Below are 13,842 nucleotides of genomic sequence, written 5' to 3' on the forward strand. Positions count from 1 at the left end.
AGCGCGTCGCCGGCGGGCGGGACCTTCGGATCCGTACCGTCGATCGTTCGGCCCTTCCGAGCTGAGGGATCTGGCCACCACGCTGGAAGCGTCCGAGGAGGCGCATGATGCGACGTCCCATCGCGTGGGTTGCCGTGGGCGTCGTGGTCGCCCTGGCGGTCGCGGTCGGCGGTCTGATGACGGGTGCGATCCTTCGTGTGTCCGGCGGAGGCCCAGTGCCCATGATGTCCGGGTGGTCGGACAGCGCACCCGGGTGGGACAGCATGTCGGGGATGAGAGGTGCCGGGGCGCCGGGCGCCGCGATCGGTGACCCGGAGAGCGCGTACCTGGTGGACATGGTCGCCCATCACCAGGAGGCGATCGTCGCGGCCGGGGAGCTCGCTCGGTCCGACCGCCCGGAGATGCGCGCCCTCGGGGCATCGATCGTGGCGACGCAGACGGCGCAGGTCCGCCAGATGCTGGAGTGGCTCCGCGAGTGGTATCCCGACCACGACGCCGCGAGCTACCGGCCGATGATGCGTGACCTGTCGGGGCTGTCCGGGGACGACCTGGATCGCGCGTTCCTCCAGGACATGATCGGCCACCACATGGTCGCCGTGATGATGTCGCAGCACCTGCTGCGGCACGGCGTCGAGCACGCGCAGGTCGCCGTGCTGGCGCGCGACGTGCGGGAGGGGCAGCGTGCCGAGATCCTGCTGATGCGCTCCTGGCTCGCGTCCTGGTTCAGCTCTTGAGCACCTCGCCGAACCGCTCGAGGACGAGCGGTGCGTGCTTCGGGACCCCGGTCAGCGGCACGACCTCGACAGGTGCTCCGGGGTGCCCGAGGATCGCCCGGCTGGTGGGCCCGAGGCGTCCGGGGTGCTCGATGTCGCGTCGCCGCCGGGCCAGGAGGAGCACATCAGCGCGCACCGCGGTGTCCACCAGCTCCTGCGCCGGCCGACCCGGGACCACGGAGATCTCGACCTCGACGTCCGGGAAGCTGGCCTGCCAGTCGGCCACCGTCTGCTCGAGGAGCCTGGTGGCGGCGATCACCCACTCGCCCGTGACGGACCGTTCGTGGTCGAGGGCCGTGTACGGGTCGGGCACCTTCCAGACGTGCATCACCTGCAGCAGCGCGTGCCGGGCGGCAGCGAGCGGGAACGCGTACGCGAGAACTTCGCTCGACCTGGGCTCGACGCCGACGAGGACGCGGCCGTGCTCCGTGGGCTGCCAGTCCCCGTCGATCACCGCGACCGGGACCGAGGCGCGGGCGGCCACACCGGCCGTGGTCGTGCCGACGTACACCCGCTCCAGACCCTGCCGGGTCTCCCGGCCGAGCACGATCAGGCTGCCCGCCGCCGCGGCCACCGTGAGCTCGACGACGCGGCGTCCCTGGCGCAGCACACCGTCGACGGTGAGGTCCGGTGCCAGGGCACGGGTGCGGTCGACCGCCTCGTCGAGAACCTTCCGCGCCACGCCCACGAGCGCGTCGCGGGGGTAGTCCATGTACGGCATGGAGCCGCCGACCGGCAGCGCCGCGGGCGCGACGTGCACGACCGTCAGCCGTGTCCGGCGGCGTCGCGCCTCGTGGATCGCGTACCGGACCGCGCCGTCGCTGCGGTCCGTCCCGTCCACGGCCACGACGACCGGTGCGGGGTGTGCGGTGGTGCTCATGGTCTCGTCCTTCCTGGTGCTACGACGACCGGGCCGCGGCGACGGCGGGGCCGGTGACGGCGACGACGACGCGCGTGCGCCAGGTCGCGGGATCCGGGTCGGACTCCGGCCCGGCCTCGTACAGCTCCCACGACTCGCCGAGGGGGCGCAGGTGGTGCTGCGTGATCCACGAGTCCAGCCGGGCGTACGTCGCAGGGAGGCCGTCGTAGGGGCCGGCATGAACCGTCTCGACTACGCGGGTGGCCGGCAGGGGCTCGGCGACGACGACACCGGCCTCGGGCCCGAGCCCCGGCACGTCCTGGACCTCGGGGAGATCGACGACGTTGTCGACGGGAAACCCGACCTCGACGTCGAGGCCGTCCCCGGTCCGGTCGCGGTAGCGCCCGTAGGGCGGGCCCGCCGGCCGGGCGCCGAGCCGGTCCAGGAGCTCGGCGACGCGGGGGAGAAGGGTGGAGAACACCGCGGAAAGCTCGTCGGGGTGGGCGATCCGCCGCACCCCGACGGCCGCCTGCTCGGGATGGTCGATCAGCCTGATCTCTCGGTCGTCCACCGTCGTCTCCCTTCGCTCACGCGCTGTCGGCCACCTGCCGTGGCCACCGTCGTGCGCGACAGTTCCACGCTCGCCCCGTGCGACGTCGAGCGACAGGGCCGTTGGTCACTACCGGGTGGGCCGCACTCCCTCGTGCGGTCCGGTCGGACGGCACTGTGCCCGGCTACGCCGAGGGCTGGACGATCGGGGCAGGGAGCCGGCGGCAGAGGTTCGTCGGCCGCGCCGCGAAGGAGATCGTGATGACGCACACCTGGAAGGCCGAGATCCAGCTCTTCGACGCCGACGACCCGGGGGCCGACGGTGTCGTCACGGCGGCCCACGCCCTCCTGACGACGTCGGCCGGGACGCAGGTCGAGGGGCGTGGCTACGCACGCCGCAGCCCGCGGGACGTCGGCGTGACGGAGATCGGCGAGGAGCTCGCCGTGAGCCGTGCCCTGCGGGACGTGGCCGACCGCCTCCTCAGCGCCACCGAGGACGACATCGCGGAGATCGAGCACCGCGACGTCCAGCTGCGGCGATAACGCCTCGGAACGGGGTGGAGGTGAGATCGGTCAGGGCGCGGGGCCGTCGACTCAGCAGCCTGCTCGTGGTGGTGGGCGCGGTCGGCCTCGGCATGCGCCTGCTGCACGCCCACCGGCACTGGGGTGCCACGGCCGACGAGATCGTGGGGGACCTGCCCGGTGACGACCTCGTCCCCGAACCGGCCGAGTCCACGACACTCGGGACCACGGTCGCAGCGCCTGCGGCGACGATCTGGTCGTGGCTCGTCCAGATGGGGCAGGACCGCGGGGGGATGTACAGCTACGACTGGGCCGAGAACCTGGTGGGTCTCGACATCCACAGCACGAACGAGGTGCGACCGCAGTGGCAGCACCTGTCGCCGGGGGACCGGGTCGTCGTCGTGCCGGAACGGTACGCAGGAATGCCATCCGGCTACGCGTTCCGCGTCGCGCACGTCGACCCGCCACGGACTCTCGTGCTCCGGCAGAGTCCCCCGGAGCATCCGTGGAACGGTGTCTGGTCCTTCCACATCCTCCCATGCCCCGACGGGACCAGCCGGCTCCTTGCGCGCTCGCGCACCGAGACGCCGGACAGCCGCGCGCTACGCCTTGCCACACGTCTCGGCGAGCCGGTGACCCTGGTGATGACCCGACGCATGCTCCGGGGGATCCGATTGCGCGCCGAGCGGGCGAGCGTGTAGAGCAGCGTCCCGTAGCACCGCCTGGCCTCAGTCCGCCGCCGTAGAGGAGGGCTCTCAAGGTCGCCGCGCCGAGGCGATCGCGGCAGGGGCGTCTCGCGCACGAATGTCGACCCGCAAGATGCAGGTACGTCGTCGCAGCCACGCCTAGCCTGCGCCTCAGACCGACCCCCGTACGCACCGGAACGAGAGGTTCACACCTCTGGCACCTGAGGCGGATTGAGCTCCACACCTGTCAGGTGTGACGGTCTCGCTGCGGGTGGTCTCGGCTGGGCAGGGTAACGCCTACCTGCTGCGGTCGGTCGTGACCGGTGACGGGAGCGCGCCGCAGGCGTCGGCGTTCACGAGGTACTTCACCGAGGCGGGTACACCGCCCGGCGTGTGGATGGGGAGGTTGGTGTTCTGCGTGGCGAGCGTGACCCCGGCGGTGACGAGCCACAGCAGGGTCCCGCCGACCAGGGTCTTCCACCACCAACACCCCTTGGCCCGGACGGGAGCGGCTGCTGGTGCGGTCGTGCGACTGGGTTTCATGGCAGGTCTTCCTCGTTCGGTCGTCGGTCCTCGGGTGGTGGGGGTGCGCTGCGGGTGGTCAGACCTGCGCGCGAGGCACGAGCGGCGGCGCCGGCGGCGGGGCGACGACGGTCCACGCGTCGCCACTGCCCCGCAGTGCCGTACCGAGGGCGTCGACGACGGCGGATGTCACGACGGGGCCGTCGGCCGGCCGGTACCAGAAGCGGACCGCCATGATGGTCCGCGCGTTCTCGACAGACACCGTGAGCGCGACGGGTGACGGATCGGCGAGCATGCCCGTCGTCGCTGCGACGACCGCGGAAAGCTCAGGCGCCGGCCCTGCGGTGCGTACCTCGACCTCGCCGCGACGTGCGCCGTGCACGCTGTGATTGATCAGGGGGTCGCCAGGACGCCGGCGTTCGGCACGTGCACGGTGCGGCCGTCGAAGTCCGCAGCACGACAGATCGGCCGTTCATCTCGGTGACGATGCCGTGCCAGTCCTGCGTCTCGACCTCGTCGCCGAGCCGGATCGGCATGCGGGTCTGCAGCACGACGCTGGCGCCGAAGTTGTCGGCCACGCCCCGCAGCGCGAGCACGCCGACTACCCCGACGATCAGCACGCCGGCCAGCAGCGGCTGGAGGTTCGCCCCGAGGAAGGCCAACGCCACCCCGACGCCGAGGAGGACGAAGAAGTACCGCACGGCACGGGCGGCGATCGGTGGGAGCTCTGGCGCGAGCCCCTGCACCCGGCCCACCAGGGCGAAGACGCCGCGGGCAGAGAAGCGGCCGAGCAGCCAGCCGAGCACCACCGACAGCAGAGCGAGAACCACGTGCCAGCCCGACAGGTCCATCCCGGCGAACAAGTTCTCGAACCACGAGCTCACGACGTCACCCCCTCCCTCCCGTCGTCGCGCCGCGCGTCAGGAGCCGAAGGTCTCGAGCAGCGTGGCGCGTTCCGCGTCCGTGAGGTTGGTCGCGATGAGGGTGGCGCGCAGCTTGTGGAACCGCTCGCCGACGGCGTCGGTGTCGCCGTCCTCGGTGACGGCGAACAGCGCCGACGTGCCGGTAGTGACCTGCTCGCGGATCGTCTCGAGCTGCGTGCGCCCGATGCCGACGGCGGTGGTGCTCTTGGCGACCGCTCCGATCGCCGCCCCGGCCGCCGCGCCCAGGACGGGCATGAAGAACAACGTCCCCAGCAGCAGCCCCCAGAACGCACCCCAGCCGGTGCCACGCTTCTGGTCCTCGTGGCTGTGGTGCGTGGTCGGCGTGGCCTGGCCGACGGGCCACGAGACGACGGCGTGGTCGATCACCGTGATCAAGCCGTCGGACGCCGCACCCTTGAGCACCTCGGCGGCCCGCTCGGCAGCGGCGGGGTCATCGAACTTCCAGACGGTGAACGTGGTCATCGACGGTCCTCTCCGGGCACGGCTGTTCTGCGGCACGGCGGTCGAGCCGATCGTGACACCGGCCCTCCGGTTCCGCGCGCCGAAAGGGCGACGCGCGGCTACGTTCGCCGGTGTGACGACCGACCAGCACGCGGCCGCGGCGCCGATGACGACAACCCGCCTCGCGGCCCTCGCCGTCCCCGCCGCGGTCGTCGGCATCCTGTCCGCGCTCGGCCTGGTGCTGGTGTCGTGGGTCGCGAACCAGCTGCAGGGTTGGCTCTGGGACTCGTTGCCCGCGTCGTTCGGCGCGCGCGCCGACTCCCCCTGGTGGATCGTCGTCGTACTCACCGCGACCGGCCTCGCCGTCGGCGCCATCGTGCGGTGGGTGCCCGGGCACGCCGGCGACGACCCGGCGACCACCGGCCTCGTCGCGGCCCCGCTCCCGATCGGCACCGTGCCCGGCCTCGCCGCCGCGCTGATCCTCGGCCTGGCGGGCGGCGTGAGCCTGGGCCCGGAGAACCCGATCATTGCGGTCAACGTGGCGATCGCCGTCTGGCTGGTGGCCCGGTCACGCGCGGGCGTGCCGGCACCGGCAGTGACGCTGATGGCGTCGGCCGGCACGATCGGCGCGATGTTCGGCACCCCCGTCGGCGCCGCCCTCGTGATGACGGAGGCGCTTGGTGACAAGGGCCGCGGGCCGCTGTTCGACCGCCTCTTCGGCCCCCTGGTCGCCGCAGGCACGGGTTCCCTGACGATGTCACTGATCGGGTCCCCGCAGCTGTCGGTGGACGTGCCCGGCTACAGCGACCCCGCCTGGGGCGACCTGATCGCCGCCCCGATCGTGGCCGCCGCGGCCGCGCTGGTCTGCCTGCTGGGCGTGTGGGCGTTCCCCCACGTGCACGCGGCGTTCCACCGGATCGGCCACCCCGTGCTCATGCTCGGCGCCGGCGGCCTCGTGCTGGGGGTCCTCGGCGCGATCGGCGGCCCGCTCACCCTGTTCAAGGGCCTCGACGAGATGAAGGAGCTCACCGCCGACGCCGCCGACTACGGCACCTGGGCGCTCCTCGGCATCGCCGTCGTCAAGGTGGCGGCCCTCGTCGTCGCCTCCAGCGCTGGCTTCCGCGGTGGCCGCATCTTCCCGGCCGTGTTCGTGGGCGTCGCCGTGGCGCTCTTCCTGCACTCGGCCGTGCCCGGCCTGCACCTCGGCCTCGCCGTCGCCGCCGCCGTGATGGGCGCGACGCTCGTCGTCGCCCGCGACGGCTGGCTCGCCCTCTTCATGGGCGTCGCGATGGTCGCCGACGTCACCGTGCTGCCCGTGCTGTGTCTCGCCGTCCTGCCCCTGTGGCTCCTCGTCCGCAGCCGCCCACCGATGCTCATCGCCGCAAGGGTGTCGGGATGACCGCGCACACCACGCCTCCACGCCGGCCCCGCTGGTTCGGGCGCAGGGCGTCCTCCGCCTGCTGCGCGCCGTCGGGGGTGTCGAACTTCCAGACCATCTCAAGATGGCCACGTTGTGCTCCCGTTGTGCTCCTTCGTTCGATGGACCGGTGGGCGCGCAAGCGCGCCTGGACCGGGCCGACCAGGCGTCGGCCCGGCGATCCGAAAGTAAGTGGGGCGGACGGATTCTGCGCGTCGCGGACGGTCTCGCCCGGCGGAGCGATGTGCCGTCGACGTCAGGCGCGGTCGAGCCAGGTCAGCGCCGCGATGGTCATGGCCTGCACGCCGACGTCGATGGCGCGGTCCATCACCGGCGCGAAGCGCGGCGAGTGGTTCGACGGGATGTCCCGCGCCAAGGTGCCGTTCTTCTCGGCCGTGGCGAAGAAGCCAGGGTCGAACCCGCCGAAGTACCAGTAGCACAGAGGGGCGCCGGATGCGGTAGCGAAGATCCCGCAGTCCTCACTGCCGGTGGCCGGGCCGTGGTCGACGACGGACCCGTCCCCAAAGTGAGCGCGCAGGGCATCAGTCGTGCGCGTCACCGCGTCCTGGTCGTTCACCAGGACCGGGAACGTGTCGATCGGGCTGATCTCCGGCTCGCGCTCTGCGCCAGCGGCCGCCGCCTCGGCACGGATGATCCGCTTCACGGCGCCGAGCACGGTGGCCCGGACCTCGGGCGTGAAGGTACGGATGTTGATCTTGAGCTCGGCTTCGTCCGGGATGACATTGTCCTTGGTCCCCGCGTTGCTCGCCCCGACGGTAACCACCGCCGTGTCACCGCCGGAGACCTCGCGCGAGACCACGGTCTGCAGCCGCATCACTGTGGAGGCGGCCATGACCACCGGGTCGATCGCCGTCTCCGGCCGCGACGCGTGCGCGCCGCGGCCGAAGAGGCGCACCCGCAGCGCGTCGGTGGCCGCCAGCGCCGGCCCGGGGTGGCAACCGATCAGCCCGACCGGGAGGGGCGCGACGTGCTGCCCGAGCACCACGTCCGGCGTCCCCGCCTTCTCGAACAAGCCGTCGTCGACCATCGCCTGCGCGCCCTGGCCAATCTCCTCCGCGGGCTGGAACACCGCCACGACCGTGCCCGACCAGGTCTCCCGGGCCCCGACGAGGAGCTCGAGGGCGCCGAGCAAGCAGGTGACGTGCATGTCGTGCCCGCAGGCGTGCATCACGGGCACCCGCGCGCCGTCCGGGTCGACGCCCTCCGCCGTGCTGGCGTAGTCCAGCCCGGTCTCCTCCCGCACCGGTAGGGCGTCGAAGTCCGAGCGGAGGTACACCCGCGGGCCCGGGCCGTTCTCGAGCACGCCGACAACGCCCGTCCGGCCCAGGCCCGTCGTCACGGCGAGCCCGAGCCGCTCCAGCTCGCCCGCCACGACGCCCGCCGTCCGCGTCTCCGCGAACGAGAGCTCCGGATGGGCGTGCAGGTCCTTGTACAACGCCTCGAGGCGGGAGCGGATGTCGGCTAGCCCGGCCAGTGCGTGGGTCGCGGCATCCCGCCGCTCGTCGTCGGTCATGCGCTCACTATCGGCGGCGGATCCCTGCATTGCCACCGGTGGTGGCACGCCAGCGAGCCGACGCGCCTCGGCTCCAGCGCGCCCTAACGCAGCGCGATGCGCACCGGCTCGGTCGGGTGCGGGTCGAGGTACCCGAGGAAGGCGTGGAGCGCCTCGGCGGAGCCCTCAACGGTGATCGAGCCGTCCTCGAGGGCTTGCGCGAGCGTGGCCGAGCCGCCGATCACGCGGTGGAGCTCGGCGGCCGTGGTGACGACGGTCGCCTGGGCGTCCTCGGAGATCTCCTCCTCGACGACCATGACACCGCGGCGGATCCTCATCCCACGCTGATCGGACGTGTCGGTGAACCGGAACCCGATCGGGAGCTCGACGTCGGCCGCCTTCTCGGCGTCGAGGCGCACTCTGAGACCCTCGACGACCTTCGTCACTGGGAGTGCGTTCACCACGGCCGGCGGGGCGAACACCATCTGGTGCGAGGAGGTGATCCGGTCCTCGAGCTCCATGGCGGCGCTGAGTGCGAACGTGCGCCAGTAGATGTTCTTCTGGTCGTAGCCCCATCGGCGCAGCGCCTCGGCTTTGACGGACCGGGCCTCGGTGTCGTCGAGATTCGTGCGCACGAGGTGGGTCGTGAGCTCTGCCGCCCAGCCATACTTCCCGGCCTCGACTGCGGCGCGCGCCTGGTCGAGCACGGACTGGCGCCCCCCCATGGCCTCGGTGTACAGCTGCGCGCGCTCGACGTGCAGCGGGGCGGCGAGCTCCGTGGCGTCGCCAGGGAACCAGCCGAGCATGCCGTTGTAGATGTTGCGCACGGAGTGCTCCGGTGTGCCGTAGTACGGCTGGAGCCAGGGGTCGTCGCGGAGGTGGTCGGGCAGCCGTTTGGCCACCAGCTCGACCAGCTCCGGACCGGTGGCCCCCTTGTTCATCTGCCGGATCGACTGGTCGTAGACGAACTGGATCGCGTCCCGGTAGTTGGTGATGCGCTCGACGATGAAGGCGTTGCCAACCCAGGGGCGCATGTGCGACCCGGAGTAGGAGTCCGCCTGCAGGGCGTGGCGCCGTAGGTGGTCCACGCCCTGGTACCACTGCTCGGGGTCGCGGTAGGAGGTGCCGCGCAGCGTGTACAGGTTGGGGAAGGTCTCGCCCTGGATGGTCTCCGAGCCGTGCACGTGCTTGAGGTCGGGGAACCAGACGTCGATCTCGTCCTGCGCGTCCCCGTAGGCGTGGAACACCGTCATCCGCACGCCCGCGATCGTGAGGTCTGTCGAATCGCCCGTCGTGATCGTCGGCAGGTAGGTCGACATCGGGCCGAAGGCCATGGAGGGCCCGAGCGCCCCGGTGATCGGCCCCTTGCCGGGCGGCTCTGACTCCGAGTGCATCGCCTGCGAGCTGCGGGCGGTGAGGATCGGGCCGACGACTGACGAGTCGTTGACCAGCCAGTGCTCGAACGACTCGTGGGCGATGATGTCGACCCGGCCATCGCGCACGTCGTCGGCCGTCACGCCCAGGCCGTCGGTGGCGAAGGCGTGGTCGGGGTGCCGGTGGGTGTAGATCACCGCCCGGACGGGCAGGTCGGAGAACCGGCGCAGGTCCGCCATCGCCGCGGCGGCGGCGTCGTCGTTCTCGCCCGGGTCGATGACGATGACGCCGTCATCGCCGACGATCATCGTGGGCGAGCACAGCTCGTAGCCGACGGCGACGTACACCTTGCCGTCGACGGGCATGTAGATGCCCTTGCGCATCTGCCGCGCCCAGGCAGTCTGCTCCGGGTGGACCGTGGGAAACTCGCCCGTCACCGCCAGGTTTTCGCCGGTGTCGTGCACGAGTGGCGCGAGGTGGTCCTTGAACGAGTCGAAGTAGGACTCCCAGTCGGCGACGGAGCTCAGGTTGTCGATCGTGCTCATCGGTGGTCCTCTCAGCGGTCCGTCAGGGTGATGTGGCTGGTGAACATTGGGTCGAACGAGTCGAAGAATGTCTTGGCATCGTCGAGGGCGCCGGTCGTCAGGATCGGCCCGTCGCCGGCGATGGAGCCCGCGAGGACGTTGGACACGAAGTCGCGGTGCGCGATGACCTTGACCTCGCCCGAGTCCGCCTGCTCCGGGGTGATGAATGCCTTGACGCCGGCGTAGTGGTCGGGGTGCCAGTGGGAGTAGATCGCCGCCTTGATCGGCTTGTCGGTGATCCGGCGCAGCGCCTCGCGCTGCTTCTCACCCTTCTCGACCGACTCCGGAGGGTCGATGTTGATCACCCCGTCGTCGCCCTCGACGACGGTCAGCGCGCCGAGCACGTACACGAAGACCTGGTAGACGCCCTTGCCGACGACCTCGAACCCGCCTTGGTCCATCATGCGCGAATGCGCCGTCAACGCAGCGGGCACCGTGCCGGCGTCCTCCGTGCAGGCGAGGTTCACGCCAGTCGGGGTGAAGGTGATGCCCTCATCCGCACCCAGCCAGTACTTGTCGACCATGGGGAACGCTCCGTCCGCTCTTGGGAGGCATCTCGAGAGGCCCGCCCTCATCGTCACCGCTGCCGCGCGAACCGCAAGCGGAAGGGTCGGAGGCGCAGACTCGCACTCAGGGACAAGCCCTCGGGACCAATCGATGCGTCACAACCGACCGATTCTGAGGCGCGCCAGAATCGGGTTCTGGAAGTTTCGGAACCCTCCGCTCCCTCGCCGCACGAATCACGGAGTCCCCGCACGAGGATCGTGCGGGGACTCCGTGTCGTTCGCCGGTTCGGCTGTCGGCTCAGGGCGTAACGATGGCGAAGGCTGGGTCGGGTGCGGTCAGCACGCCGAGGAGGCGGCTGAGAATGTCGGGGTCGCCGTCCTGGTCGATTCCGTCGAGTCCGTGTCCGGCGATGATGCCGAGCAGCTGCTGCTTGGTGAGTCGCAGGGTGAGGTCGACATCGGCTGCGCGGGTGGGGTTGGTCGTCTGGATCAGGACGCCGTTCGACAGGGCGGTGCGGACGGTGTCGCCCGAGTCGGTGAACACCCAGTCGATGACCAGCGGTTGCTGCGCGGCCTTGAGCCCGTCCACGCGGATGGCGAGAGTGTCGAAGAGTTGGTCGACGGACAGCCCCGCAGCCATGCCGCCCGTGATGTCGCCCATGGCGGGCCCGATAATGCCGTGGCGCAGCTCCTCGGCCCCTGCCAGGTAGAAGCCGCGCCAGGTCGCGTTCTCAGACCCATAGCCGAGCTTCTCGTAGACCGCGGCGAGGGCCTCGGTCGCCTCGGTGTCGTCGGGGTCGGCGAAGACGGCGTGCTTGAGCAGCTCGGCGGCGAACCGCAGGTCGCCGCGGTCGGCGAAGTCGGCGGCCTTGGCCTTGACGGCGTCCGGGCCGCCGATGACCTCGACGTAGCGGGTCGCGGCCTCCACCGGAGGGTGCGCCCACAGCGAGGAAGGGTTGCCGTCGAACCAGCCCATGTAGCGCTGGTAGATCGCCTTGACGTTGTGACTGACCGAGCCGTAGTAGCCGCGAGCGTGCCAGGCGTCGTCGAGCGCGGGCGGGAGCTGGATTTCCTCGGCGATCTCGGCGCCGGTGTGCCCGGAGTTGAGCAGGCGCAGCGTCTGGTCGTGCAGGTAGGCGTACAGGTCGCGCTGCTCGGACAGGAAGGTGACGATCTCGTCCTGCCCCCAGGTGGGCCAGTGGTGGGACGCGAACAGGACGTCGGTCTGGTCGGCATAGAGCTCGATCGACTCGTTCAGGTAGCGGGCCCAGATGCGCGGGTCGCGCACGAGCGCGCCGCGCAGCGTCAGCAGGTTGTGCAGGTTGTGGGTCGCGTTCTCGGCCATGCACAGCGCCCGCAGGTCGGGGAAGTGGAAGTTCATCTCCGACGGGGCCTCGGTTCCGGGCGTCATCTGGAAGACGATGCGGACCCCGTCGAGGACCTCCTCCTGACCGGTGTGCGTGATGTCCACGGTGGGCGGGATCAGGGAGATCGTGCCGGTCGACGTTCCGATGCCGAGCCCGGTGCTCATCTGCCCCTTCGGCCCGGGGCCGAGGATAGGGGCGTACATGTACGACGCACGACGGTTCATCGCGGTGCCGGCGTAGACGTTCTCCGACACCGCGTGCTCGAGGAACCCTGCCGGCGCGAGGATCGGCACGTCGCCCGGGCCGTCGGGCAGGACGCCGCCCGCGCCGCCGAAGTGATCGCCGTGGGAATGGGTGTAGATCAGCCCGGTCACGGGACGCTCGCCCCGGTTACGGCGATACAGGGCGAGAGCCGCCGCCGCGGTCTCCACACTCAGAAGCGGGTCGATGACGATGATGCCGGTGTCGCCCTCGACGATCGTCATGTTGGAGATGTCTAGGCCGCGCACTTGGTAGATCCCCTCGGTCAACTCGAACAGGCCGTGGATCGCGACCAGCTGCGCCTGGCGCCACAGGCTGGGGTGCACCGTCTCGGGCGCGTCGCCCTTCAGGAACGCGTACTGCTCCATGTCGAGCACGACATGACCCTTCGCGTCCGTGATCGTGCACGGGTCGAGGCGGTCGACCAGCCCGCGCTCGGCGTTGTCGAAGTCGGTGCGGTCGGTGTAGTCCAGTGCCACAGCGGTGCCTCTCTGCCGTCTGTGCCCGGGGGCGTCCCGGGGCTCGGGCTCACTGTCGCAAGCGATCCACGATCGCGCTCGACGAGCACCTCCAGAACCGACCGTTTCTGACACGGCCGGACCGCGCGCTCGACACGCCGTCGACACGCCGCTCAGAAACCTGGTTCAAACCCCTGCTGGTTCAGAACCCTGGAACAGCGTTTTCGCTTCGGGCCCGGATGCGGACTGCCCACGTGCCCAGAGCCTGCCTTGACAGCCAGGTGTGCGGTCGGCGCCGGCCAGTCCACCGACCGTGCGGACTCCTCCCGTACGGCGTGGGCGGCGGGCAGGTGCTCGCAGCTTGTCGGCCCGCGAGTTGGGGCTAAGGCGTTCACACCTGTTCACACCTCTCGCGCTCGAGGTCGGCCGAGTGTCGTAGCGGAATCACTGAGCGGCCCGCTAGATGGCATCATCGCCGTCATAAGTCCGGTCGCCGATCTCGCGGTACGAGCATTGCGCCGTTCAAGCCTCGAGCTGGGACTTGGCTACACAGAGCGCGAGCTCGACGACATCCAGGGAGAGTACGGGTTCACCTTCCATCGCGACCACGCTGACGTCCTGCGCGAGGTGACGCCCGAGGGCTGGATCGACTGGCGGGGAGACTCCACGCGCGTTCGCCGCGCGCTTGAGTGGCCGACCGAGGGTGTCCTCTTCGACGTGGAGAACGGCTTCTGGTTCTCGGCGTGGGGCGAGCGGCCAGCATCGACGGAGATTGCCCTAGATCTCGGGCGCCAGCATCTCGCGCGGGCTCCGAGGCTGGTGCCCATCTACGGACACCGCTACATACCCGCAGCTCCAGAGGGTTCCGGTGCGCCGGTGTTCTCTGCCTACCAGACCGACGTCATCTACTACGGCACAGATCTGGCCGACTACTGCGCACACGAGTTCCTCGGCGAGGCCTCTGTTCCGGCGAACCATCGCCGCATCCCGTTCTGGAGTGATCTGGTCGACGGCGACCACGACATTTGGTCGTGAGGACTCTCCAGCGGGTCGGTCCGGCGCTCGA

At 70.8% G+C, this 13,842-nt stretch carries 15 protein-coding genes; 5 read left to right on the forward strand and 10 right to left on the reverse strand.

From position 1 onward, the window contains the following. Window positions 1-272 precede the first annotated feature (272 nt). Window positions 273-734, forward strand: coding sequence for a DUF305 domain-containing protein (locus ACWF41_RS04110; protein ID WP_380316536.1), 462 nt, complete (start codon window positions 273-275; stop codon window positions 732-734). On the opposite strand, the gene ACWF41_RS04115 is transcribed toward ACWF41_RS04110, so the two are convergent. Together ACWF41_RS04115 and ACWF41_RS04120 are read right to left on the reverse strand one after the other, a co-directional pair. After that, entirely contained in the window at window positions 724-1,653 is a 930-nt protein-coding gene (locus ACWF41_RS04115) for a universal stress protein (RefSeq protein WP_380316539.1), read from the reverse strand. The two genes, ACWF41_RS04110 and ACWF41_RS04115, sit on opposite strands and share 11 nt — an antisense overlap. 19 nt (window positions 1,654-1,672) lie before the next feature. Beyond that, window positions 1,673-2,203 (reverse strand): GyrI-like domain-containing protein, encoded by a 531-nt coding sequence (locus tag ACWF41_RS04120; protein WP_380316542.1) that lies wholly within the window; start codon window positions 2,201-2,203, stop codon window positions 1,673-1,675. 239 nt (window positions 2,204-2,442) lie between these two features. On the opposite strand from ACWF41_RS04120, the gene ACWF41_RS04125 reads away from it, so the two are divergent. Next, on the forward strand, window positions 2,443-2,724 hold the full coding sequence (locus ACWF41_RS04125) for a dsRBD fold-containing protein (RefSeq protein ID WP_380316545.1): 282 nt from the start codon (window positions 2,443-2,445) through the stop codon (window positions 2,722-2,724). A gap of 65 nt (window positions 2,725-2,789) precedes the next feature. Next, window positions 2,790-3,404 (forward strand): SRPBCC family protein, encoded by a 615-nt coding sequence (locus ACWF41_RS04130; protein WP_452182060.1) that lies wholly within the window; start codon window positions 2,790-2,792, stop codon window positions 3,402-3,404. A gap of 282 nt (window positions 3,405-3,686) precedes the next feature. Here the strand turns inward: ACWF41_RS04130 and ACWF41_RS04135 are convergent, their stop codons facing one another. Genes ACWF41_RS04135 through ACWF41_RS04150 form a run of 4 tightly spaced genes read right to left on the reverse strand, consistent with a single transcriptional unit; the run spans window position 3,687 to window position 5,317 of the window. Further along, on the reverse strand, window positions 3,687-3,932 hold the full coding sequence (locus ACWF41_RS04135) for a hypothetical protein (RefSeq protein ID WP_380316551.1): 246 nt from the start codon (window positions 3,930-3,932) through the stop codon (window positions 3,687-3,689). A 58-nt stretch (window positions 3,933-3,990) separates the two neighbouring features. Continuing rightward, window positions 3,991-4,206, reverse strand: coding sequence for a hypothetical protein (locus ACWF41_RS04140; protein ID WP_380316554.1), 216 nt, complete (start codon window positions 4,204-4,206; stop codon window positions 3,991-3,993). A gap of 31 nt (window positions 4,207-4,237) precedes the next feature. After that, on the reverse strand, window positions 4,238-4,795 hold the full coding sequence (locus ACWF41_RS04145; RefSeq protein WP_380316557.1) for a mechanosensitive ion channel domain-containing protein: 558 nt from the start codon (window positions 4,793-4,795) through the stop codon (window positions 4,238-4,240). A 36-nt stretch (window positions 4,796-4,831) separates the two neighbouring features. After that, the gene (locus ACWF41_RS04150; RefSeq protein ID WP_380316560.1) at window positions 4,832-5,317 is read right to left on the reverse strand and encodes a DUF1269 domain-containing protein; all 486 of its coding nucleotides are present in this window, start codon (window positions 5,315-5,317) and stop codon (window positions 4,832-4,834) included. 112 nt (window positions 5,318-5,429) lie between these two features. Between ACWF41_RS04150 and ACWF41_RS04155 the strand changes: the two genes are divergently transcribed. Further along, entirely contained in the window at window positions 5,430-6,695 is a 1,266-nt protein-coding gene (locus ACWF41_RS04155) for an ion channel protein (protein WP_380316563.1), read from the forward strand. A 274-nt stretch (window positions 6,696-6,969) separates the two neighbouring features. On the opposite strand, the gene ACWF41_RS04160 is transcribed toward ACWF41_RS04155, so the two are convergent. From ACWF41_RS04160 to ACWF41_RS04175, 4 genes are all read right to left on the reverse strand, one after another. Continuing rightward, a complete protein-coding gene (locus tag ACWF41_RS04160) occupies window positions 6,970-8,247 on the reverse strand; it encodes an amidohydrolase (RefSeq protein WP_380316566.1) in 1,278 nt (425 codons plus the stop codon). 83 nt (window positions 8,248-8,330) lie between these two features. Beyond that, window positions 8,331-10,145 carry an alkyl sulfatase dimerization domain-containing protein gene (locus tag ACWF41_RS04165; protein ID WP_380316569.1) on the reverse strand — a complete coding sequence of 605 codons (1,815 nt, stop codon included), beginning with the start codon at window positions 10,143-10,145 and terminating at the stop codon, window positions 8,331-8,333. Window positions 10,146-10,156: 11 nt separating this feature from the next. Next, window positions 10,157-10,708 carry an MBL fold metallo-hydrolase gene (locus ACWF41_RS04170; RefSeq protein WP_380316572.1) on the reverse strand — a complete coding sequence of 184 codons (552 nt, stop codon included), beginning with the start codon at window positions 10,706-10,708 and terminating at the stop codon, window positions 10,157-10,159. Window positions 10,709-10,988: 280 nt separating this feature from the next. Next, a complete protein-coding gene (locus ACWF41_RS04175; protein ID WP_380316575.1) occupies window positions 10,989-12,797 on the reverse strand; it encodes an alkyl/aryl-sulfatase in 1,809 nt (602 codons plus the stop codon). 492 nt (window positions 12,798-13,289) lie between these two features. On the opposite strand from ACWF41_RS04175, the gene ACWF41_RS04180 reads away from it, so the two are divergent. After that, on the forward strand, window positions 13,290-13,811 hold the full coding sequence (locus tag ACWF41_RS04180) for a hypothetical protein (RefSeq protein WP_380316578.1): 522 nt from the start codon (window positions 13,290-13,292) through the stop codon (window positions 13,809-13,811). Window positions 13,812-13,842 lie beyond the last annotated feature (31 nt).

It is taken from the genome of Isoptericola sp. NPDC055063 (genome assembly GCF_053608125.1).

Excerpts from the sequence above, each read along its gene's own strand:
- ACWF41_RS04110 (WP_380316536.1), top strand. The coding sequence starts at position 273 with ATGAGAGGTGCCGGGGCGCCGGGCGCCGCGATCGGTGACCCGGAGAGC.
- ACWF41_RS04115 (WP_380316539.1), bottom strand. The coding sequence starts at position 1,653 with ATGAGCACCACCGCACACCCCGCACCGGTCGTCGTGGCCGTGGACGGG.
- ACWF41_RS04125 (WP_380316545.1), top strand. The coding sequence starts at position 2,443 with ATGACGCACACCTGGAAGGCCGAGATCCAGCTCTTCGACGCCGACGAC.
- ACWF41_RS04135 (WP_380316551.1), bottom strand. The coding sequence starts at position 3,932 with ATGAAACCCAGTCGCACGACCGCACCAGCAGCCGCTCCCGTCCGGGCC.
- ACWF41_RS04140 (WP_380316554.1), bottom strand. The coding sequence starts at position 4,206 with ATGCTCGCCGATCCGTCACCCGTCGCGCTCACGGTGTCTGTCGAGAAC.
- ACWF41_RS04150 (WP_380316560.1), bottom strand. The coding sequence starts at position 5,317 with ATGACCACGTTCACCGTCTGGAAGTTCGATGACCCCGCCGCTGCCGAG.
- ACWF41_RS04160 (WP_380316566.1), bottom strand. The coding sequence starts at position 8,247 with ATGACCGACGACGAGCGGCGGGATGCCGCGACCCACGCACTGGCCGGG.
- ACWF41_RS04165 (WP_380316569.1), bottom strand. The coding sequence starts at position 10,145 with ATGAGCACGATCGACAACCTGAGCTCCGTCGCCGACTGGGAGTCCTAC.
- ACWF41_RS04170 (WP_380316572.1), bottom strand. The coding sequence starts at position 10,708 with ATGGTCGACAAGTACTGGCTGGGTGCGGATGAGGGCATCACCTTCACC.